Genomic DNA, 20,818 nt, shown 5'->3' on the forward strand with positions numbered 1-20,818 from the left:
TGTATTATATTTGGTCTTCAAATACTTATCCCCATGCGTAAAATTTCATCCCTGGCCTATCTCCTTTCCGCGGCCATCTTTTTTGCAGGTTGTAGCGGATCAGATGATATCCCGGTACCTGCGGGCACTAACATCGATGGAATCCCCGGCGGTAACCCAGGCGGGAATCCTGGCGGGAATCCCGGCACCGGTTCCGGCAATCTCGACGGTACTTACCAGTTTATCTCCGTGTCATTGAATGCCAGAACCGAAAATACAATGAAACCCATGGGCGTAACAGTCAGAACCGTAACGGATGTGGATTATACTTCCAAAGACAACACCGGCACTGTTGTGATTGACGGCAATAAAATAACGTCGACTGACTTCAGTTATACCATTGAAACAAAAGTTAAAACCCAAGTGTACACTGCCGGCGTTCCGGGAACCGGGGTAGAAATGCCTTTCAATTATACGATGCCTTCTTCCAACAGCGAAGGCACCTTCAAATATGTTGGTACGAATGAGCTGTACATGGAAGGCGGTTTTATGGAAATCCCATCCACCGGCCAGCAATTCCCATCTACGCCCAACACCTCCAAATACGAAGTAAAGAACGGCGAATTGATCATCACCGCAACGATCAACCAATCCAGAACGGAAGATATGGGCGGAGTTTCGGCTCAGATAAAGCAAACGGGCGTTGCCATCACCCGTCTCAAAAAGAAATAATAACGGAAACGTTGCAGATATAAAGTAAAAGGGCCGGTCAGATGACCGGCCCTTGCCCTATTCCGCACCTCCGCCCAAGGCTCTGTATAGCGCAATTACACCGTCGAACACTTCACGCCGGTGCTGCGCCAGAGCCAGTTCTGCATCGAGGACGTTCTTCTGGGCATTGATCACTTCCAAATAATTGGCATACCCTGTCGCGAACAGATCGCGGGACGTAGATACGCCGTTTTGCAGCATCAGCACTTCCGCTTCTTTCAGCTTATATGCCTGCTCGCTGTTGCCGACTTTTTGCAGCGAGGTGGATACTTCCTGGTATCCGTTTACGATGGCCTGGCGATACGCGTAAAACGCGGTCATGCCCTCGGCAGTCGCGATCCGGTATCTCGACCGGATCTGGTTTTGACTGAACACCGGCGCCGTGAGCCCTCCCAGCGCCGTATACGCGATAGACGCGGGGCTTTTGAAGAGCAATCCCGGTTCGAAAGCGTTGTACCCTACCGAGGCGCTCAGCGTCAGCGCCGGGAAAAACGACGCGCGCGCCGCTCTTACATCCGCTTTTGCCGCCGTAAGCTCCAGTTCCGCCTGCCGGATATCCGGCCGCGCCAGCAGAAGCTTCGCGGGGATGCCTTCCGCCACTTTCGCGGGGATGGGCGCCTCCAGCAGGTTTTTCGATCTTTCAATATGTTGCGGGAAACGGCCCGCCAGCGCGTTCAGCTGGTTTTCGATATCGCTTCGCTGCTGCCGGATACGGAAAGCCAGGCTTTTGGTATTGAGCAGCTGCGCATGGAATTGCTGCACAGCCAGCGAAGTGGCCCTGCCCGCTTCCTGCTGGATCTTAACGGTTTCCAACGCGGATTCCTGCAGTATCACGTTCTTCTCCACTACCGACAATTCATAATCGAGTTCCAACAAATGATAATACAGTGAAGCGATCTGGGCCGTCAGCTGCGTAAATACGAGCCTGCGGCCTTCTCCGGTAGCCAGGAACCGCGCATAGGCGGCTTCTTTCTGCTGCTTCAGCTTACCCCACAGGTCGATTTCCCAGGCGCTGCGCAGTCCTGCGAAATAATCCGGAACCGCCGGCGTGGGGATGCGCTGGTCTTTATCGATATTGGGCGACAGATTGGTATCGAAATTCCCCACCCCGTCGATCGTATATTTCCCGAATTTCTCCGTACCGGCATGCACACCTGCGTTGACCGAAGGCAGCCAGGCGCGGCGCGCCATGGCCAGTTGCGCCTCCACCGTTTCCATTTTCTGCATGGCGATGAGCGCATCCACGTTATTGCAGCGTGCGGTATCGAGCAGTTTTTGCAGGTAAGGATCGGAGAAAAATTCCTTCACCGGCAGCAACGCCACGGGCGCCACCGTATCCTGCGCTGCTTGCGGAATCGCGGGCAGTTCCGGCGTCACGAGGGGCTGGGGAGCCTTACAGGCGCCGATAAATACCAGCAATACCGCTACCGCCACCACCGCTGGTTTTGGTTGCTTTCTTTTCACTTTAATGCGGGAGAAAAGGACGTACAAACCGGGAATGACGAGCACCCCGAAGATGGTCCCGATAAGCATCCCGCCTGCTGCGGCCGTACCGATGGAGCGGTTCCCCATGGCGCCGGCGCCACTGGCGATCACCAGCGGGATCAGACCCGCGATGAACGCGAAGCTCGTCATAAGGATCGGGCGTAGACGGCTCACGCCGCCTTCTATGGCGGACTTCACCACAGTGAGGCCCTGCTTCTGCCTTTGAATCGCGAATTCCACGATCAGGATCGCGTTCTTGCCCAGCAAACCGATCAGCATCACCAACGCCACCTGTGCGTAAATGTTGTTCTCCAGCCCGGCGAGCTTCAGCGAAAGGAATGCCCCGAATATCCCCGCAGGCAGCGATAACAATACCGGAAGCGGCAGCATGAAGCTCTCATACTGCGCGGCCAGCAACAGGTATACGAATAACAGGCAGATGCCGAAAATGTAAATCGCCTGGTTGCCAGACAGCACCTGTTCGCGCGTCATCCCGCTCCATTCGTAGGAGAAGCCGCGCGGCAGCACTTTCGCCGCCGTTTCCTCGATCGCCTTGATGGCGTCGCCGCTGGAGAAGCCTGGCGCCGCGTCACCATTGATCATGGCGGAGGTGTACATGTTGTAGCGCGTGAGTGTTTCCGGTCCGTATACCCTTTCGAGGCGGACGAAGTTGGAGAAAGGCACCATTTCGCCATGATCGTTCTTTACATGCAGCAGCAGCACATCTTCCGGCTTGGTGCGGTACTGCGGCGAGGCCTGTACCATCACCTTGTACATCTGCCCGAAACGGATGAAGTTGCTGGCGTAGAAGCTGCCGAGGAGCGTTTGCAGGGTGCTCATCGCATTGTCGATGCTCACGCCTTTTTTCGCCGCCATGGCCTGGTCCACATGAATCATGTATTGCGGGAAAGCCGGGTCGAAGCTGGTGAAGGCGCTCCCGATTTCGGGGCGTTGTTCCAGCTCGGCGATGAATTTGTTCGTTATCTCCGACACCTGCTCCAGGTCGTCGGCGCCGGTGCGGTCAAGCACACGCAGCTCGAAGCCGCTGGCGTTACCGAAGCCCGGCACCGTGGGCGGCGGGAAGTATTCGATGGATGCGTCCGCGATATGGCGCGTCTGCTTTTTCAGGTCCGCGATGATATCGTCGACGGACTGCTTCCGGTCGCTCCAGGATTTGAGGTTGATCATCCCCATACCATACGAAGCACCGGCCACCTCGTTCACCAGGCTATAGCCGGCGAGCGTGGATACGGATTCCACGGCATCCATGTTAGCCGCAACTGCCTGCACCGAATCGAGTACCTTTTCGGTACGTTCTACGGTAGCGCCGTTCGGTGTGGTCACGTTCACGTATACCATGCCCTGGTCCTCCATGGGAATGAAGCCCCCTGGCAGGATCGCCGCCGCGCCCCATGTGAGCACAAAGAACGCGATGAGCATGGCCAGCGTCAGTAATCGCTTACCTGCGATGGCGCCCACGAAGCCTTTGTATTTATTTTCCGTTTTGTTGTATCCGCGGTTGAAAGCGTTGAAGAAACGTTGCAGCGGGTTGGTGCGCATGTGGCCGTTGGGGTCATGCTTCAGCATGAGCGCGCAAAGCGCGGGCGTCAGCGTCAAGGCGTTGATCCCGGAAATGATGATGGCGAATGCCAGCGTCAGCGAGAATTGCCGGTAGAACACGCCCACGGGGCCGCTTAAGAATGCCACGGGGATAAATACCGCCGACATCACGAGCGTAATGGCCACCACCGCGCCACTGATCTCCTTCATGGATGCCAGCGTGGCCTGCATGGCGGGCAAATGCGTTTCCGTCATCTTCGCATGCACCGCTTCCACCACCACAATGGCATTATCCACCACAATCCCGATCGAGAGCACCAGCGCGAACAGCGTCAGCAGGTTGATGGAGAAGCCCATCAGCTGCATAAACGCAAATGTACCGATCAACGCCACCGGAATCGCCAGGATAGGGATCAGGGTCGAACGCCAGTCCTGCAGGAAGAGGAATACCACGATCCCCACGAGGATAAACGCCTCGAACAACGTACGCACCACTTCCGCGATGGAAGCATCCAGAAAGCGGGAAACGTCGTAGTTGAAATTGTAGGTCATACCCGGCGGGAAAGATGATGCCTTCAGTTCCTCCATCCTTGCCTTCACATTATCGATCACATCCTGCGCATTGGAACCCGGACGCTGCTTGAGCATGATAGAGGCCGATGGCTTGCCATCTGTTTTCGACACCATACCATATGTCAAAGCGCCAAACTCCACTTCCGCAATTTCCTTCAGCCGCAGCACCGACCCGTCGGGGTTGGCGCGGATGATGATATCGGCGTATTGCTGCGGCTCGAAATATTTCCCGGTATACCGGAGTACATATTGCAGCAGTTGCGCTTCCTTATCAGAGCTTTCACCGGTCTTCCCCGGTGCCGCTTCAATGTTCTGGCGGCGGATGGCCTGTACCACTTCATCGGCCGATACGTTGTAGGCGAGCATCCGGTCGGGCTGCAGCCATACGCGCATGGCATATTCCTTGGCGCCCATGATTTCCGCGAATCCCACCCCGTCAATACGTTTCAGCTCCTTCAGCACGTTGATGTCGGCGAAGTTGTAGATGAAATTCTCGTCAAGCGTGGAGTCTTCGCTCATCACGTTGAGGTACAACAGCATGGAGTTTACTTCCTTCTCCGTTGTAACCCCGGCTTTGATTACTTCTTCCGGCAATTCGTCGATAATGGTAGACACGCGGTTCTGTACGTTCACCGCGGCCTGATCGGGATCTGTCCCTACTTTGAAGAAGATGGTAATGAGCGTGTTACCGTTGTTGGAGGATACGGACGTCATGTACGTCATACCCGGAACGCCGTTGATGGCCCTTTCCAGGGGAATGGCCACGGCGTTGGCGCACACTTCGGCGTTGGCGCCGGTATATTTTGCCGTTACCGTTACCGAGGGCGGTACGATATCGGGGAACTGGGTCACCGGCAGGGTGAAGAGCGCCAATAGACCCAGCAGCACTATAAACAAAGAGATCACCAGCGACAACACGGGCCGCCTGATAAAAGTATCGAACATGAGTTTTGTTTCTGGTTACAAAGCGATATTTCTTACAATCCTTTCAGTTGATCGGCCGGCACAAGTTTCGGGTCGATCTTCATGCCTTCGCGCAGGTTGCGGACGCCTTCGAAAACGACGCGCTCGCCGGGCTTTAACCCTCCCTGTACGAGGTAAGAATGGGAAACCCTTGCGCCCGGTTCGAAGCTGCGCATCTTCACGGTATTGCCTGTATCCACTACGTACACATAGTTTTTATCCTGCATCTCGAATACTGCTTTCTGCGGCAGCAGCAGGCAGCTGTCGATCCGGTTGGTAAGCGTCACTTTGCCGCTGGCGCCATGTTTGAGCACCTGCTGCGGGTTCGGGAAGCGCGCGCGGAATGCGATGGAGCCCGTGTTCTCCTCGAACTCGCTTTCCACGGTTTCTACATGGCCTTCGTGCACATAATGCGACCCGTCGGCCAGTTCCAGCGCCACTTTCCGGCGCGCGTCGCGGCCGTTCCTCATAAATTCGAGGTATTCGGTTTCCGATACGTTGAAGTAAGCATACACATTGTGAATGTCGGAAACCGTAGTCAGCAGGTTGCCTTCACTGACAAAGCTGCCTGCTTTCAGGGGAATACGGTCGATGAACCCGTCGAACGGCGCGCGGATGCTGGCGTACGACAATTGCGTGGCGGCATTGGTTTCAGCGCTGCGGGCTTCGTCGATCTTCGCGTTATAAGCGGCGAGCTTGGCCTGGGCCACTTCCAGCTCCGTCGCGGAAATCACTTTCTTCGTCACGAGCACTTTCACGCGGTCCACTTCCAGGCTGGCGGCTTTGGCCTCGGCGATGGCGCTACTGAGCGCGGCTTTGGCGCGGGCCAGCTCCGCCCGGTGTTCTTCTTCGTTCAGGCTGAAAAGCAACTGCCCTTTCTTCACCTGCTGGCCTTCATCGACATGAATTTTATTGAGAAAACCGTTGATGCGCGCCCTTACTTCCACGTTGCGGACGGCCTGGATATCGGCCACGTAATGGCGGTGCAGCACGGTGTCGGTCTGTTCGAGTTTTAAAACGGGAAACGACTGCACGTCGCTGTCCTGGTTGCCGGAATCTCCTTTCGTAACGCAGCCGCCCAATGTTGCGGCCACAAGGGCAATTGCGATGCCTCCTGTTATCTGGTGCATAATAGGTAAAAAGATTTTGCAGGCCGGAGCAAAATGAATTGCCGGCCGCTATGTAAAAAATGCAGAACTAACGCCCTGTTGGGGCGGGTGTGATCAATGAAGTAAAGTCAGGGAGTTGGGTAATTCAAAACAATGTGAACCGGAAGAGGAAATTGTAATAAGCCGGGAGGAATGCGTCTTGTTGGAGATAGACGCCAGTTTTCTTTTCCTCGGTCACCGGTGCGAAGGTCCTGCTTGTCTGATCAGGCGCCACCTGCGGGGTGAAATTGAACTGCTTGGAAGGCGAGCTGATGTAGAACCTGCCGCGTCGCCGGGATTGCTTCGCCCGAACGCTGGCATCATCATCTTCCAATGCATTGGTCAGGAATGCCGACGGCACTTCCACCCCCGGATGCAGATCGAGCTCGATCATGTCCATCTCAACGGGCATCACGCCGGCACGCGCCTGCATGCTGAATCCCGCCAGGTGCTGGATACAAACAAGAAAAAGTAAAAACAATATTTGTCTGTTGATCCTCATGAGTATGCGATGCAATTCATCCAACTGCAAAAATACACAAGAAGACAAAAAATCCTATCAAATGAGGATCAACGGTCAGCCTTTTAACATAAAGTTAAAATGATCATATATATGAATGCCGCTACAGGAAAGGTTTTCACGGACAATAGCACATTCGTCCTGCATCATGATGACTGGCATCCGGTAATAAGTACCACTATTTTATTGCATGGTGTCGAAGAATGCCGACAGATAGGGAGCGGTTTTACTGTTTTTTGTTTTCGCTACCGTGGACGGCGGCCCTTCCGCCACGATGCTCCCTCCTTTCTCCCCCGCGCCCGGTCCCATATCGATGACCCAATCACTCCCCGCGATCACGCGCATGTCGTGCTCCACAACGATCACCGTGTTCCCCGCCGCCACGAGCCTTTCCAGCTGCAGCACGAGCTTGTCTACATCAGAAGGGTGCAGGCCGGTAGTGGGCTCATCCAGGACATATAATGTATTCCCACGGCCCGTACGTTGCAACTCTGTGGCCAGTTTGATGCGCTGCGCCTCTCCGCCCGAAAGTTCGGTGGCCGGCTGGCCGAGCCGCAGGTAACCCAGCCCCACATCCCGCAACACCCCCAGCGGGCGCTGCACGTTTTCGGCGCCGTCGAAGAAGGTGAAAGCCTGGTCTACCGTCATACCCAGCACTTCGGCGATATTCTTCCCACGGAACTGCACTTCCAACGTTTTCTCGTTATACCGCGCACCCTGGCAGGCGGGACAAGGAGAATACACACTCGGCAGGAAAAGTAATTCCACCATCACAAACCCTTCGCCCTCGCAGGTTTTGCATCGGCCTTTGGCAACGTTAAAGGAAAATCGCCCCGCGTCGTATTTGCGGCTGCGCGCCATGGGCGTTTCTGCGAATATTTTCCGCACATGATCGAAGAGCCCTGTATAGGTAGCAAGGTTCGAGCGCGGCGTGCGCCCGATGGGCGCCTGGTTCACCTGCACCAGCCGAGCGATGTGTTCCATGCCGGCAAAGATCTGACCGCCCGAAACACCCGTCAGCCGGGGTTCTTCATCGTTCTCCGCTTCCGCGGAATGCCCCAGCGTTTCGGCCACCAGTTCCACCAGCGCCTGGCTCACGAGGCTCGACTTCCCCGAGCCGGAAATGCCCGTCACCGCCGTGAGCACACCCAATGGGAAACGCGCGTCGAGTCCGTGGAGATTGTTGCGGGTGATGCCTTTCAGCTCCAGCCAACGTTCCGCCGTGCGCTGCGGGCGCATGGGGATGGATTGACGGCCGAAAAGGTAGTGCCGGGTTGCGGAACCGGAGATGGCTGTCAAACCCTCGGGCGGACCGCTGTACAATATCTCTCCCCCATTGGTACCCGCGGCCGGGCCCACATCCACAATCCAATCGGCTTCGCGGATGACGTCGGTTTCGTGTTCCACCACAAAAATCGTGTTCCCTGCGGCTTTTAGGCCCTTGAGCGCGCGCAGGAGCGCTTCCGTATCCGCGGGGTGCAGACCGGCGGAGGGCTCGTCGAGCACATACACCACGCCAAAGAGATTGCTCCGGACCTGTGTGGCCAGGCGCAGCCGCTGCAGCTCACCGGGCGACAGCGTGGGCGTGCTGCGGTCGGGCGTGAGGTAACCCAGGCCGAGGTCGAGCAGTACCTGCAGGCGGGCGCAGATGTCCGCCGTAATGCGTTGCGCCACGATATTGCGTTCCGGATGGGAAACATCCGCCAATTGACGGTTATGGGCGAATGGCTCCAGGATGCCCGCGAGCTTTTCCAGCGAAAGATGCGCGATCTCCGCGATATCGAGCCCGGCGAACTTCACAGAGAGCGATTCCTTGCGGAGGCGTTTGCCTTTGCAGGAGGGGCATGGCGTGCTCACCATGTATTGCTGCACCCGTTTTTTCATCATGGCGCTCTGCGTGTGGGAGAACGTATGCAACAGGTACCGGCGCGCGCCGCTGAAGGTTCCCATGTAGCTGGGCTCTGTTTTCAATTTCAGCGCCTGCTTCGTTTCCTCCGGTGTAAATCCGGCGTATACGGGCACCGTGGGTTGTTCTTCCGTGAAAAGTATCCAGTCACGGACTTTTTTCGGCAATTCCTTCCAGGGGCGGTCCACATCGTAGCCAAGCGTTACCAGGATGTCGCGGAGGTTCTGGCCGTACCAGGCCTGCGGCCATGCGGCAATTGCGCGCCCGCGGATCGTGAGCGTGGGATCGGGGACCATGGAAGCTTCGGTGGCGTCGTAGATCATGCCCATACCATGACAAGTCGGGCAGGCGCCTTCCGGCGTATTGGGAGAAAATGCCTCTGCGTGGATAATGGGTTGGTTGCGGGGATATTGGCCTGCGCGGGAATACAGCATGCGCATCAGGTTGCCGAGGGTGGTTACGCTGCCGACGGACGACCGCGTGGTAGGCGCGCCGCGTTGTTGCTGGAGCGCTACCGCCGGCGGGAGGCCATCGATGTCATCCACATCCGGCACCGACAATTGATGGAAAAGCCTTCTCGCATATGGCGAAACGGATTCCAGGTAACGCCTTTGCGCTTCAGCGTAGAGGGTGCCGAATGCGAGGGAAGATTTTCCCGACCCCGAAACGCCGGTGAAAACCACGAGTGCGTCCCGCGGGATTTCCAGGTCTACGTTTTTAAGGTTGTGCTCTCTGGCGCCGCGGACGGTTACGAATCCGGGCTTCGGTGAATAGTGCGTCATATCAAATGTATTCCCCGCAAAAATACGAACGGGCCGGGAGATAGCCCCGGCCCGTCTTTATATTCGCTAGTTCAGTTGCGAACTTTGTAATCTTTGCGTGGCCACGATAATCCGCATCATGCGGTATTCCGGGATTTCCAACAGCTCTGCCAGCTGCTTTACATCCTCCACGGAAACACTGCCGATATCCGTGAACCACTCCCGCAACTGCGCTTCTGAAATATGCGTGTCGCGGCTGAGTTCATGCAGCGGAACCGCCAGGTATAACTCCTGAAATGTCGTGATCTTGTTTTCCCAGATTAGGTTGCGGATGATGGTATACTGCTCGTGTATCATATGGTTCAGCGTTGTGTTGTACGATAAATATCAAAATGTAGGCCTGAATATTGGGGTGAATATTTAAATATTTGAAAATTAATTGGTTAACTTTTTTACAAAGGATATAACACCGTAGCCACAGCTGTGAAAAAATGTCCACACTGTTGCCTTTGATTTAAAAATAGGCAATCTTTTTTTGAATTCATAGGCCTCGTTTTCCGAGGTGTGAAATAGCCATTTGAAACAAGAAAAAAGCCGGCGGAACTGGGGAGTCCGCCGGCTTGTCAGGGTATTAAAAAGGTAGATTAAGGTTCCATCCAAACCAGGTGTACCTGCTTGGCTTTGTGGATATCCAGGCGAAGGGTAACGAATAGGTTTTGGTCTTCGTTGAAGTCCGAAACGGGAAGCAGTGCCAGGTGATGGTCTTTCCGGCCTTTGCTTTCTCCAAAAAGCCAGGATCTCGCAGGAATCATCTCTTTTTCAAGCGGGAAATAAAAGGCGTCGCAAGCTTTGAGGCCCTTCACCTGCTGAGGATCCTTTCCTTTCGCGATTCGCTTGTCATTTTCTTCCACATCATTGTATAACACGTATTCCTTGCCCTTGGAGCGCAGGAGAACAAATGTTTTATATTGGTCACCATCGTTCAGCAGTACTGCGCGTCCCTCGCGCTGGCGATGGTAAAACGTAGGCGGATGGGCGGTCCACATATAATGATCTTTTGGAAGATACCAGCTATTGATGAGGTCACTGTTTGCGTCGTAGTGCATCAGGCCAAGGTGCTCCACGATAGTGTACGACCGGCTGGACATCCGGCTGAAACCAGCAGGCACGCCATTGGTACCGCCGGTAGGCAATCCGCCTGTAGTATGTGTTACCACCCGGATTTCCTCCATGGCTACAGTGTAGCTGCCGTCTTTATACACGAACATGTTGACAGGTGTAGCAGTGAACTTTTCCCTGGAGCCAAAAACTGCTGTTGCCTTTTCCTGTATGGCATTCGGCACGATCTCATCATGTTTTTTTGCATCTAGTTTTTTGGGATCCATATGGAACAGCCAGAGCTCCCCGCGGCCGTTGCTGTTTTTGTAGGGCGCGAAGGCCAGCAGCATGATCTTTCCCGTGGCGGCATTATACCGCAGGATACCTCTCTTCAGGTCCTGGTCGTGCGTGAATTTCAATTCCGTCATTTTCATGTCCGCGTCTCCTGCCGCCAGTTCTGCCATCACGACCGTATTTTCCTTACCGCCGCTGGCGCGTGTATTACGGGCATATCCCAGGCAATATACAGTAGACCCAACGAAAGTCATATCCATGAAGTTGATATACTTGTATTTATCCTGGGGCGATTTATAATAAGAACGTGCGATTTCTTTATGATCTCCGTCGTAGAGCACCAATTCGAGCCGCTTGTTGCGGTCACTTTCGAAGCTATTGAACATGGCTACGGCATATTGATCGCTGTTGGGATCTTTCTCCGCATAAAATCCCGGTGGTGAAACGCCGCCGAAAGCCATGGCATATCCTTGGCCCAGGTTGAGCTTCTTCAGTTCACCGATTACTGCTTCGCTGATGATAGTACCTTTCACACCATCAATGACCAGGCGGTGAAGTACCGGCACCTTGGCTTCCACTTCATTAATGAGCATTACCACATTACCTTTCGCTTCAAACATCGCTTCCACATTCCCGGCTTTGATTTTGCCAAGTTTTGGACGGAGATTTTTAGCCGTTTTCTGCTTATGCTTTTCATCAAATATTTTAATATCAATACCGGTTTTCAGATTGATGACAGCCAGCACGGTATAACCGTTTTTCATCTGGATAATCCGGGCGAAACCGTCTTCCGGTTCCTGGAACGAATTGCTTTTGGCGATTTCCTTGAATTGGGCGAACGCTGCAAGTTGGAGCAGCACCAATAGGCTGCTGAGTATTAATTTCATATAGCAAGGGATTATTTGTACACTCACATGGTTTTGGGAAGGCAAAGATACGTAGCCGCACCGGATTGCCACGGGAATTTTCGTGTTATCCGGCTGGCGATATTTCGCGGTTTCACCACGCCCCCAAGTGGCCTCATTCCTGACTTCTCATCAAACTATTTCAGGATCAGGATGTTATATCCCGGCATGCAATTCGTCTTTACCCCTCAAATTCAATTCACCATGAGCCATAAAAACGACAATGCGGCCGATTATTCCGCTGACCCTCACCTGACGCCTGCAGTCAAAAAATTCCTGGACATCCTGAATGCTCCCGGCAATGTACCCGTCGAAAGCCTTCCCGTCCCGGAAGCCCGGCAAGTGCTCACGGGCGCCCAGCAATCGGTCAAAACGGACCTTTCCAGCGTAACCATCACCGAAAAAACCATCACTGCCGGCGATTTCACGTTGCTCCTGCACATTGTAAAGCCCGAAGGCGCCGCCCCGCTCCTCCCGGGATTCCTGTTCATCCACGGCGGCGGTTGGGTATTGGGCGACTTCCCCACGCACCAGCGCCTCGTGCGCGACCTCGTCGTTCATTCCGGCGCGGCGGCGGTGTTCGTAAATTACACCCCTACGCCTGACCAACACTATCCCCGCGCGATCGACGAAATCTTCGCCGCCACGCAATGGCTCGCCGAAAACGGCCGGGAAATAGGGGTGGATGGTAACAATATCGCTATCGTGGGCAACAGCGTGGGCGGCAATATGAGCGCGGTCACCGCCATCCGCTGCAACGAAAAAGGCGGCCCGAAGCTGAAGTGCCAGGTGCTGATGTGGCCGGTTACCAATGCGGATTTCGAGACCAAATCCTGGCGCCGGTATGGCGAGCAGCGTTTTCTCACCGCATCGCTCATGAAATGGATGTGGAGCCTCTACACCACGAAAGACGCGCAGCGCGATGAGCCCTATGCTTCTCCCCTGCAGGCTGATGAAAAACAGCTCAGGGGCCTCCCGCCCACGCTCATCCAGGTGGCGGAAAACGATATCCTCCGCTCTGAAGGAGAAGCCTACGGCCGGAAGCTCTCCGAAGCCGGCGTGCAGGCCACTACTATCCGGTACCTGGGCGTTATCCACGACTGGGGCTTGCTGAACGGTCTCGCTCATCTTCCCGAAACCCGCTCCCTCGTGCTGCATGCGGCGGCGGAACTGCGATATCATCTCGGGATGTAATACTATCCTGCTGTATAATAAAATGGTTGCCTTTCGCAAGGCAACCATTTTCTGATTATGAGCTGGTGCAGATAAATAAAATGTTAGGGTGTCACTTTCGCCAGCATGCGGAGAGCTCCTCCATCAGCGCAGCGGCATGCCGGTGATGCAGGTGCCCGGCGGCCTGTCCGGCCCAAACGGCGGAATATTCCCACTGTCCGGACTCCAGCGCCGCCTGCCTGACGGGCGCCATCAATTGTGATTGCAGTGGGAAAGGCGCCAGTTCGCATTCCATTCCCGCAAATCTTCCGGCCATTTCCGTGCGCACCGCGCGGGCGAGGCGGCCGGTATAGATGCGGGTGAGTTCGGTAAAGCGCGCCGCCGGCGAAAACAGGCGTGTTCTGTAAGGCGCGGTGGCGCCTGATTCTTCGCAGGCCAGGAACGCTGTTCCGATTTGCACGGCGGAAGCTCCCAGCCGCAGCGCCGCTTCCACGCCAGCCGCGTCCGCAATACCGCCGGCGGCCACGATAGGCTTGCGCACCGATTTCGCCAGTTGCTGCGTGAGCGTAAAAACACCCGTCAGCGAATCTTCCGGCCTCCGGAGGAAACTAGGCCGGTGGCCGCCCGCCTCAAACCCCGCCGCCACAATCACATCCACATCCGCCGCTTCGAGGGCAAGGCCCTCTTCCAGGGTTGTAGCCGCGCCCGCAGTTACGATCCCCTGACGCCGGCATTCTTCCAGTATCTTTTTATCCGGAATCCCGAATACGAAGGAGAACACCGCGGGCTTCACGGCCAGCATGGCTTCCGCTTGCACTTCGAACTTGCTTTCTATGGAGATGGCAGGCGCGGGAACGGGGATCCCCAGCTCAACGAAAACCGGTCCGAACAATGCTTTCACCCCGTCGAAATCCGCGTCCGTGTAGGTGGACAATGCATCGTCCACGTCAGAAACCCACAGATTAAGGTTCCAGGGTTGCGCCGTCAGTTTCCGGATATCAGCGGCCAGGGAGTGTATTTCTTCCGGCCGGAGCGTATACGCGCCGTAGCCGCCCAGGCCACCCGCTTCGGAAACCGCCGCCACAAGGGCCGGGGTGGATAATCCCGCTCCCATCGGGCCCTGGAAAATGGGATAGCGGATCGCCAGCATGTCTGTAATCGTATTGGGGTGCATATAACGCCGTTTATACCACCAAGTTAGCGCGCTTTGCGGTTCCGGCATGTGACGGAAGTCACCTTTTCCTCCGCGGCGTTTTATCGGGCAGGAATAGTTACTTTTGCAGAAACCGCCCGCCCCATGAAAGATGTTTTCTCAGAACAGTCCGGGGACTATGTGAAATTCCGCCCCCACTACCCCGGAGCGCTATTCGAATACCTCCGCTCGATCGTTCCCGCCACCAACCTCGCCTGGGATTGCGGTACGGGAAACGGACAAGTCGCCGAACAACTCGCCGCATTTTTCGCAAAAGTGGAAGCCACGGATATCAGCCGCCAGCAACTCGACAAGGCGCGGCCCAATCCGCATATCCGATACACTCTCCAGCCGGCGGAAAAAACGGATTTCGCGGATGGTTCGTTCGACCTGGTGACCGTAGCGCAGGCCATCCACTGGTTCGACTTCGACGCGTTTTACAAGGAAGTGAACCGCACCCTCAAACCCGGGGGCATCCTGGCAGTTATCGGGTACGGACTGCTGCACATTACCCCTGAAATCGATACCGTCATCCGGCAACTGTATGTTGAGATCGTGGGAAAATACTGGGACCGCGAGCGCAAGTACGTCGACGAAAATTACCTCACTATCCCCTTTCCCTATCCGCCCGTTCCGACACCCTATTTTGCGCACAAGGAGACCTGGAGCCGGGAGCATCTAACCGGCTACCTTTCCACCTGGTCAGCCGTACAGCATTACATGAAGGAAGAACACCGCGACCCCGTGGCCCTCATCGCAGAAGCGCTGCATGCTGCCTGGGGCGATACCCCGGAACGGGAAGTGCATTTCCCCATCCTGTTGCGCATCGGGCAGGTTTGATCCCGTATGGCCAAACTATATCTCAAAAATACATTGAACTACCGTCCGCAGTTAAATTATGTGGCCACCGCCGTTCAAACGTGGGGTGAGTATGCGTAAATGTTGGGGTAAGCGGATTTTCCTGCGTTCATCCTTCGCTCATCCTTCGTTCATCCTTCGTCCAAACACCCTCATACCCGTACCACGAGCGAACACGTTCGAAGGATGAACGAAGGATGTCAGTAGGATGTCAGCAGCATTTGAGATCCTGCTTGCTGCAATCCTCCAATGATCCTTCAGTCATCCTTCAGGTAAACACCCTCAAACCTAAGCCAGCATTGGAGCCACTTGGAGGATCATTGAAGGATGTCAGCAGGATGTCAGCAGGCAATCAGGGTTTCCAGGTGCGCCAGTCATCCAGTTTCGGAACTTTATTCAACCGCCCTCCTTCCGGCAGCACATGCACCGTAAACGCTCCTTTGAACCCTTCCGGCAGGATGGCTTCGAAACCGGCGAGCGTGGTCCCGGGATTGGCGGCGTCCCAGTCGTGTACCGGCGCCGTGGACCAGGTTTGCAGTTTCACGGGAACCGGCGCGTCAATCACCAGCCGCAGGGATTTGCCGTTCTTGCGGAGCACGATGGTCCGCTGCCCCTCCATCTCCACCTCGGCCGTCGTCAGCCAACGCCATTGCAAGGTATCCGGACCGCTGCCCGCCTCCACTTCGTCGCGGATAATAGCGCGCTTACCATTGACCAATGCCATGCCCCTGCGGGCTTTAGCGAGCTGGCCGGCATAAGCGGCAGACATGTCGGCGATGGCGAATTGTTTGTTTTTGGCGTTGCCCGTGACCGTGAGGTCCGCATGGCTTTCCACTCTTTGGAAAGCGCCGTTCACCGTGAGCGTATTATGCACGAGGTTGTTGTAGCGCATCACCTGCCAGCGCTGCCCGTTCTGCGCCCGGTTCCAGATACTGAGGCCTCGGGATTCGAGGGAATTGTAATCCTGCATCCCCAGGTCGGATGCCCAACGCACGCCGCCCCAATCGAGCACGAAAGACCCCACGTCCATATGCGCGTGCGCGATGCCGGGCGAGCCTGCTTTGAATCCGATGAACATGGCGGAGCTGTCGCCCCATTGGCTGCGCATGAGCGCCACGGGCGTTTCGCCTTCGCCGGTCCAGAAAGTGTTTGCCGGCGTTGGAATGGCGTTCAGGTCGATCTTTTTCCCCCACAACAACATGGCGGGCAGCAAGCGGTTGTTGGCATGCGCGCCGGGCCTTTGCAGGCGTTGTTTTTCCACGAACAACAGCGACGGATCCCCTGTTTTCTCCGCAAACCAGCACATCGCCGGTTCGAGGCTGCCGCCGTTGCCGGCGTCTGAGAAGTTGAAAGGCAGGCCGGATGGGCCGGCCATATGCTGAAAATACGAAGCGGTTGCGAGGAAACCGGGTTGACGGGAAAGCCCGAAGTCGCTGCCTGTTAGGTTCTCCAGCGCGCTGATGAAAAGCACGTTGAACGCTGTACCATATCCCCAGTAACTATAACCTTCGGGATAGGCGCCCGAGGGTTGATAAGCCTCCATCGGCAAGAGAATGCTCCGGATACCACGGTTGATGAGGTGCAAACCAAGCTCCGGCGCGTCTTCATACACCGCCATCGACCCGAACAGCATGCCGGCGTTGCAGACCTGGTTCCAGTTGTGATGATCTCTCAGCCAGTTGCTGTTTTTCTTTTCCAGCGACGGCCGCATTCCTTTTTCCAGGATCGCGGCGGTGATCACGGCGCGCTGTCCGGGCGTGAGGCGGTCGAACAGCCAGTCGTACCCGATGGCCACGCCCATCGTCATTTCTGCGACGTCGAGGAAGTGGGATGGGTTCCAGTCGGTGAAGGCGGAAACCGCCATCATTTCCCGGATAGCCCTGTCGGCAAAACGGGCGTCTTTGGTAGTACGCCAGGCATATGACAGGTAAAACACCCGCCGCAGGCATTCCCGGGAAATTCCCAGCAGTCGCCTGCCCGTCATTTGCCGCTCCAGCACCGGCTGTGCGATTATTTTTTCGGACGCGCCGAGGATGGTGCGGTGCACTTCCCGGAATGGCCCGGGCCGGGAGATTTGTTGGAGGATAAGTGGATCATCCGCCGTTTTCCAGAGGATGCGCGGATGTGCGGGCATGCGGAAACCGGCGGGCAAAGAATCGGTTTGGCCATGGGCCGCCAACGACAGGCCCAGGCAAAGGAAAAGCCAGGATAGCTTCATAACGGAATTTTTCAGCGGGGTAAAATACGGCTTTAGCGATACCCCCTCCCGACAATGTGACGAGCGGCCGGAGGATCAAATTCCACCGTTTTCGCCGCCGTACCTGCGGCAGGTGTGGCTCCCGCTTCCCCGCAATGCCCCGGGAAATCCACAAACAATCCGGGGAGTCGCCGCAAGCGGCGGCGGGCGCAGGCTGGCATGAATTTTCCTTATATGGAAGGAAACAGACTGGTTATGAACAACAGGCATAAAAATCCGCCACAAGGTATCCACCAGCCAGACCTCATGCACCTGGCGGTTAAGTTCAACGTATCGCTGCAAAAAGTAAAAGCAGCCGTGTATACGCTTGGCGATGATCTAAAACAAATCGAGCAATGGCTGATGCAAAGGCAACGACATTTGGGCGCGGTAGCGGTGGAAGATCAGATGGGATCTTCGCGCAGGCGCTCGTCGGTGTAAGTGATGTGCGTGCGGCCGTGGGGTTTGGGGACGCCGTTTTCATCGACGCTGACAAACACGATTTTGTCGATGGTGAGAATGGTTTTCTGGGTGATCTTATTGCGGACTTCGCAGCTCAGCGTGATGGAAGTACGCCCGAAATGGGTAGCTTTAATGCCCAGTTCCACGATATCACCCTGTTTGGCGGAGTTGATAAAATTGATTTCTGACATGTACTTAGTGACGCAGCTGTTGGTCCCGAGTTGAATGATGGCATAAATGGCCGCTTCTTCATCGATCCAACGGAGGAGACTTCCGCCGAAGAGGGTGCCGTGGGCGTTGAGGTCTTCCGGTTTCACCCATTTTCTGGTATAAAAATTCATGTACGCTCCGGTTTAGCCGCGAAATTAGTAAAATCAACCGGATTCTCTCCCGCTTCGGACTTGCTAATTTGCAGTTAAACCCCATCAAACATCCTTTCGCTCCTCGCGGATTGATTATCCTTTACTGCGGCTGTAGTATTGCGTCGTACTACATCATCAATGCATGAAATCCAATCTCTTTAAAGTTGTTTTCGCAGCAGCCGTGCTAACGGCAGGATGCTCCAAAAAGACCGGCCATCCGACCCCACACCGGATCCTCCGTCGCCCGGCGGCGGTAACGCAACGGAATATCCCGCGTTTATGGGCATCAAATTCAACAGTCGCGACGCGCAGTCTAAAATCATCCGCTGGAATCCCAATCTTCCCGAAAAAGACCAGATCGATTCCTCCGTGCTGGCCGACAATATACCAGACGGTGTTTACGGCGTCATGGGCGTTCACGGCGGCAGCCATCTCAACATCGCCTACAACAACCTCTACGGCGTGCGCTACGTCAACAGCAGGCCGGTAGCGGCTTACTGGACCGGCGGCGGCGAGCAGCTGCTCAACGAGGCAACGGGCTCCCCTATGGTCGAGGAAACGATCAGCAGCGCGTATTATAACAACGACAATGGCAACTTCGACCTGATGCTCCAGGTGTACGGGATGAACGACCGCGGCGTCTTTAAAAGTTATTACTACCGGATCAGCAAGTCCGGGGAGGTGACGAAGCATGGGATGCCCGATGCGTTTGCCCATACTTCCGGCGCCTGGACCACCTACGGCGGATACAACGCCTCCGGCTTCAAAGACGGCAAGGCTTTCGGTTTCAAGACCCTTCAATACAACGACGGAATTTATACCGCCCTCGGCCGCGAAGGCGGCACCCTGAAGGAAAGGTTTCTCCGCCGCGAGGGTTACAACGCTTTCAAGATCAACGCAACGCATGTAAACGAAGATGCCACCGGCTATATACTGGGTAATTGTGTCAATATTGCCACGGGTGCAGTGGAATGGTTCACGTTATACTTGCCGGAGAACATGAAGGAAGAAGATGTGCGTTTTGTGCCGGTGAACCTCGTCCACGATCCACTGCAAGACGACCTCTATGGCGCCACGATCGCCGACGGCAGGTTCTATTTACCCGGCAACAGCCGCTCCGGCAACGCGCCTTATTATTATACGGTAACCTTACCGTCAGCAAACATCAACCGCCTCACAGCCGACAAACATACGCTGGAACTCCCCGCCAACGCGCAATACGTGCGTTCACGGCAGATCGCCAAAGTCGGCAATACCCTTTACGCCACGGGCACCAACGGCTCGCACGCCTGCTTCTGGAAAGACGGGAAATTCCATCCCCTCGCGTCTGGCGGAGCGTATTCAACGATGGTCACATTCGTGTTCACTCCCTACAACAACAAATAGCAATAATATCTTTAAATGGTTATGAAGCTGAAAAATGAGAGCCCCTGTATTCACAGGGGCTTTTCTTTTAATTGGCCAAAACATCCGGCTTGCTTATTTATGCTTTTCATACTATTATTTACGTTTTACGTAAATTAATTTTTGTTTTTTGAATAAATGTAGATATCTTCGAAAGGTAAACGAACAAACTTCCTCGCCATGTAAGCTCACCTAAATAGCCACATGGCTGCACATCCGGCCAACAGGCCGGTGACGGAAATTTATCGGTAGTGGTAGATGCAATTCTTCCGGTTCCGGTGGTTCCTGGCGGGTTGCTACACTTTTACACTGATTAATTTTTCACCTTCATTTATTAATTATGCCTGGAAATAACCCTTCCTTAAACGGCCGTATTTTCCACACTTTCCGATGGCTCGTGGAAATAGCCTGGTACACGAACTTCGCCCTAATCGCCATCGCCATAACTATCCTCAGTTTGGTCATGTTTTTCGACACCGACACGCACTTCAGCGCAATGGTAGACCTGACTACGCCACTGTCTTCGATACCCGCAACGGGCGCCACCCTGGAGGCGAAAGCAGCCATCATCCACATGCGCGTACCGATTAACACGTTCCAGCAGATTTCCGCATTTTTCTTTTTATTCCTTTTCGAGTTCATCGTGATAGCGGTACTGTTCAACCTCCGCAAAGTGCTGCGCTCAATCAAACGGCAAAGCCCCTTCACGAACGAAGCCATCAGGAGGCTGCGCTACACGGCGCTTTTTATCGCGCTGCTCGCGCCATACAACCTGCTCCTGAGCATATTGCGGGGAGAAATCATACATGCCTATGCGCCGCAGGCGGAGCATGCATTTAGGATGCATTGGAATATTGGCCTGCCTTATATTATTGTTGCCGCCGTCATTTATATCCTCGTGGATGTTTTCAGGTACGGAATGCGGCTGCAAAAGGAAAACGAAGCTTTTGTATAATGGCAATCATTGTAAACCTGGACGTGGAAATGGCCAAGAATAAAATCTCGCTGAAAGACCTGGCGGCGAGGATCGGCATATCCGTCACCAATCTCAGCCTGCTTAAAACGGGTAAGGTAAAAGGCGTTCGTTTCGAGACGCTGGAGGCACTCTGCCGGGAACTTCATTGCAAGCCGGGAGACATCCTCGATTATACGCCTGGCGAATAACAGC

16 protein-coding genes are annotated in these 20,818 nt (G+C 55.1%); 7 read left to right on the top strand and 9 right to left on the bottom strand.

Annotation, left to right across the window (positions count from 1 at the left end; genetic code table 11):
• Positions 1 to 33 precede the first annotated feature (33 nt).
• Complete coding sequence (locus WJU16_RS01015) at positions 34 to 711, top strand: hypothetical protein (RefSeq protein WP_341836467.1); 678 nt, start codon at positions 34 to 36, stop codon at positions 709 to 711.
• A gap of 57 nt (positions 712 to 768) precedes the next feature.
• Here the strand turns inward: WJU16_RS01015 and WJU16_RS01020 are convergent, their stop codons facing one another.
• The 6 genes from WJU16_RS01020 to WJU16_RS01045 all read right to left on the bottom strand — a co-directional run bounded on the left by WJU16_RS01020 (position 769) and on the right by WJU16_RS01045 (position 11,945).
• Positions 769 to 5,313 carry an efflux RND transporter permease subunit gene (locus WJU16_RS01020; RefSeq protein WP_341836468.1) on the bottom strand — a complete coding sequence of 1,515 codons (4,545 nt, stop codon included), beginning with the start codon at positions 5,311 to 5,313 and terminating at the stop codon, positions 769 to 771.
• A 32-nt stretch (positions 5,314 to 5,345) separates the two neighbouring features.
• Entirely contained in the window at positions 5,346 to 6,461 is a 1,116-nt protein-coding gene (locus WJU16_RS01025; protein WP_341836469.1) for an efflux RND transporter periplasmic adaptor subunit, read from the bottom strand.
• 124 nt (positions 6,462 to 6,585) lie between these two features.
• Positions 6,586 to 6,981 carry a hypothetical protein gene (locus tag WJU16_RS01030; protein WP_341836470.1) on the bottom strand — a complete coding sequence of 132 codons (396 nt, stop codon included), beginning with the start codon at positions 6,979 to 6,981 and terminating at the stop codon, positions 6,586 to 6,588.
• 201 nt (positions 6,982 to 7,182) lie between these two features.
• Positions 7,183 to 9,687 carry an excinuclease ABC subunit UvrA gene (uvrA, locus tag WJU16_RS01035; protein ID WP_341836471.1) on the bottom strand — a complete coding sequence of 835 codons (2,505 nt, stop codon included), beginning with the start codon at positions 9,685 to 9,687 and terminating at the stop codon, positions 7,183 to 7,185.
• 66 nt (positions 9,688 to 9,753) lie between these two features.
• On the bottom strand, positions 9,754 to 10,023 hold the full coding sequence (locus tag WJU16_RS01040) for a hypothetical protein (RefSeq protein ID WP_341836472.1): 270 nt from the start codon (positions 10,021 to 10,023) through the stop codon (positions 9,754 to 9,756).
• Between the two features lie 287 nt (positions 10,024 to 10,310).
• Positions 10,311 to 11,945, bottom strand: coding sequence for a hypothetical protein (locus tag WJU16_RS01045; RefSeq protein ID WP_341836473.1), 1,635 nt, complete (start codon positions 11,943 to 11,945; stop codon positions 10,311 to 10,313).
• Positions 11,946 to 12,167: 222 nt separating this feature from the next.
• Here WJU16_RS01045 and WJU16_RS01050 point away from each other — a divergent pair, with 222 nt between their 5' ends.
• Positions 12,168 to 13,157: an alpha/beta hydrolase gene (locus WJU16_RS01050; protein ID WP_341836474.1), complete on the top strand. Its 990-nt coding sequence runs from the start codon at positions 12,168 to 12,170 to the stop codon at positions 13,155 to 13,157.
• Positions 13,158 to 13,248: 91 nt separating this feature from the next.
• Here WJU16_RS01050 and WJU16_RS01055 read toward each other — a convergent pair whose 3' ends face one another.
• Positions 13,249 to 14,310, bottom strand: a complete 1,062-nt coding sequence (locus tag WJU16_RS01055; RefSeq protein ID WP_341836475.1) for a nitronate monooxygenase — start codon at positions 14,308 to 14,310, stop codon at positions 13,249 to 13,251.
• A 123-nt stretch (positions 14,311 to 14,433) separates the two neighbouring features.
• Between WJU16_RS01055 and WJU16_RS01060 the strand changes: the two genes are divergently transcribed.
• Positions 14,434 to 15,168, top strand: a complete 735-nt coding sequence (locus WJU16_RS01060; RefSeq protein WP_341836476.1) for a class I SAM-dependent methyltransferase — start codon at positions 14,434 to 14,436, stop codon at positions 15,166 to 15,168.
• Between the two features lie 370 nt (positions 15,169 to 15,538).
• Here the strand turns inward: WJU16_RS01060 and WJU16_RS01065 are convergent, their stop codons facing one another.
• Positions 15,539 to 17,404, bottom strand: coding sequence for a heparinase II/III family protein (locus tag WJU16_RS01065; protein ID WP_341836477.1), 1,866 nt, complete (start codon positions 17,402 to 17,404; stop codon positions 15,539 to 15,541).
• Positions 17,405 to 17,617: 213 nt separating this feature from the next.
• On the opposite strand from WJU16_RS01065, the gene WJU16_RS01070 reads away from it, so the two are divergent.
• Positions 17,618 to 17,863 (top strand): hypothetical protein, encoded by a 246-nt coding sequence (locus WJU16_RS01070; protein ID WP_341836478.1) that lies wholly within the window; start codon positions 17,618 to 17,620, stop codon positions 17,861 to 17,863.
• Here the strand turns inward: WJU16_RS01070 and WJU16_RS01075 are convergent.
• Positions 17,827 to 18,225: a hotdog domain-containing protein gene (locus tag WJU16_RS01075; RefSeq protein WP_341836479.1), complete on the bottom strand. Its 399-nt coding sequence runs from the start codon at positions 18,223 to 18,225 to the stop codon at positions 17,827 to 17,829. The two genes, WJU16_RS01070 and WJU16_RS01075, sit on opposite strands and share 37 nt — an antisense overlap.
• Positions 18,226 to 18,441: 216 nt before the next feature.
• Between WJU16_RS01075 and WJU16_RS01080 the strand changes: the two genes are divergently transcribed.
• The 3 genes from WJU16_RS01080 (at position 18,442) to WJU16_RS01090 (ending at position 20,814) form a co-directional block, all read left to right on the top strand.
• Complete coding sequence (locus WJU16_RS01080) at positions 18,442 to 19,632, top strand: hypothetical protein (RefSeq protein ID WP_341836480.1); 1,191 nt, start codon at positions 18,442 to 18,444, stop codon at positions 19,630 to 19,632.
• Between the two features lie 358 nt (positions 19,633 to 19,990).
• Positions 19,991 to 20,605, top strand: a complete 615-nt coding sequence (locus WJU16_RS01085) for a DUF2975 domain-containing protein (RefSeq protein ID WP_341836481.1) — start codon at positions 19,991 to 19,993, stop codon at positions 20,603 to 20,605.
• Positions 20,605 to 20,814 (top strand): helix-turn-helix transcriptional regulator, encoded by a 210-nt coding sequence (locus WJU16_RS01090; RefSeq protein ID WP_341836482.1) that lies wholly within the window; start codon positions 20,605 to 20,607, stop codon positions 20,812 to 20,814. The genes WJU16_RS01085 and WJU16_RS01090 overlap by 1 nt, the downstream gene beginning before the upstream one ends.
• The last annotated feature ends 4 nt before the right edge of the window (positions 20,815 to 20,818 follow it).

It is taken from the genome of Chitinophaga pollutisoli (assembly GCF_038396755.1).
GTDB classification, from domain to species: Bacteria; Bacteroidota; Bacteroidia; order Chitinophagales; family Chitinophagaceae; genus Chitinophaga; species Chitinophaga pollutisoli.

Excerpts from the sequence above, each read along its gene's own strand:
- WJU16_RS01015 (WP_341836467.1), top strand. The coding sequence starts at position 34 with ATGCGTAAAATTTCATCCCTGGCCTATCTCCTTTCCGCGGCCATCTTT.
- WJU16_RS01020 (WP_341836468.1), bottom strand. The coding sequence starts at position 5,313 with ATGTTCGATACTTTTATCAGGCGGCCCGTGTTGTCGCTGGTGATCTCT.
- WJU16_RS01025 (WP_341836469.1), bottom strand. The coding sequence starts at position 6,461 with ATGCACCAGATAACAGGAGGCATCGCAATTGCCCTTGTGGCCGCAACA.
- WJU16_RS01030 (WP_341836470.1), bottom strand. The coding sequence starts at position 6,981 with ATGAGGATCAACAGACAAATATTGTTTTTACTTTTTCTTGTTTGTATC.
- uvrA (WP_341836471.1), bottom strand. The coding sequence starts at position 9,687 with ATGACGCACTATTCACCGAAGCCCGGATTCGTAACCGTCCGCGGCGCC.
- WJU16_RS01040 (WP_341836472.1), bottom strand. The coding sequence starts at position 10,023 with ATGATACACGAGCAGTATACCATCATCCGCAACCTAATCTGGGAAAAC.
- WJU16_RS01045 (WP_341836473.1), bottom strand. The coding sequence starts at position 11,945 with ATGAAATTAATACTCAGCAGCCTATTGGTGCTGCTCCAACTTGCAGCG.
- WJU16_RS01050 (WP_341836474.1), top strand. The coding sequence starts at position 12,168 with ATGAGCCATAAAAACGACAATGCGGCCGATTATTCCGCTGACCCTCAC.
- WJU16_RS01055 (WP_341836475.1), bottom strand. The coding sequence starts at position 14,310 with ATGCACCCCAATACGATTACAGACATGCTGGCGATCCGCTATCCCATT.
- WJU16_RS01060 (WP_341836476.1), top strand. The coding sequence starts at position 14,434 with ATGAAAGATGTTTTCTCAGAACAGTCCGGGGACTATGTGAAATTCCGC.
- WJU16_RS01065 (WP_341836477.1), bottom strand. The coding sequence starts at position 17,404 with ATGAAGCTATCCTGGCTTTTCCTTTGCCTGGGCCTGTCGTTGGCGGCC.
- WJU16_RS01070 (WP_341836478.1), top strand. The coding sequence starts at position 17,618 with ATGGAAGGAAACAGACTGGTTATGAACAACAGGCATAAAAATCCGCCA.
- WJU16_RS01075 (WP_341836479.1), bottom strand. The coding sequence starts at position 18,225 with ATGAATTTTTATACCAGAAAATGGGTGAAACCGGAAGACCTCAACGCC.
- WJU16_RS01080 (WP_341836480.1), top strand. The coding sequence starts at position 18,442 with ATGCTCCAAAAAGACCGGCCATCCGACCCCACACCGGATCCTCCGTCG.
- WJU16_RS01085 (WP_341836481.1), top strand. The coding sequence starts at position 19,991 with ATGCCTGGAAATAACCCTTCCTTAAACGGCCGTATTTTCCACACTTTC.
- WJU16_RS01090 (WP_341836482.1), top strand. The coding sequence starts at position 20,605 with ATGGCAATCATTGTAAACCTGGACGTGGAAATGGCCAAGAATAAAATC.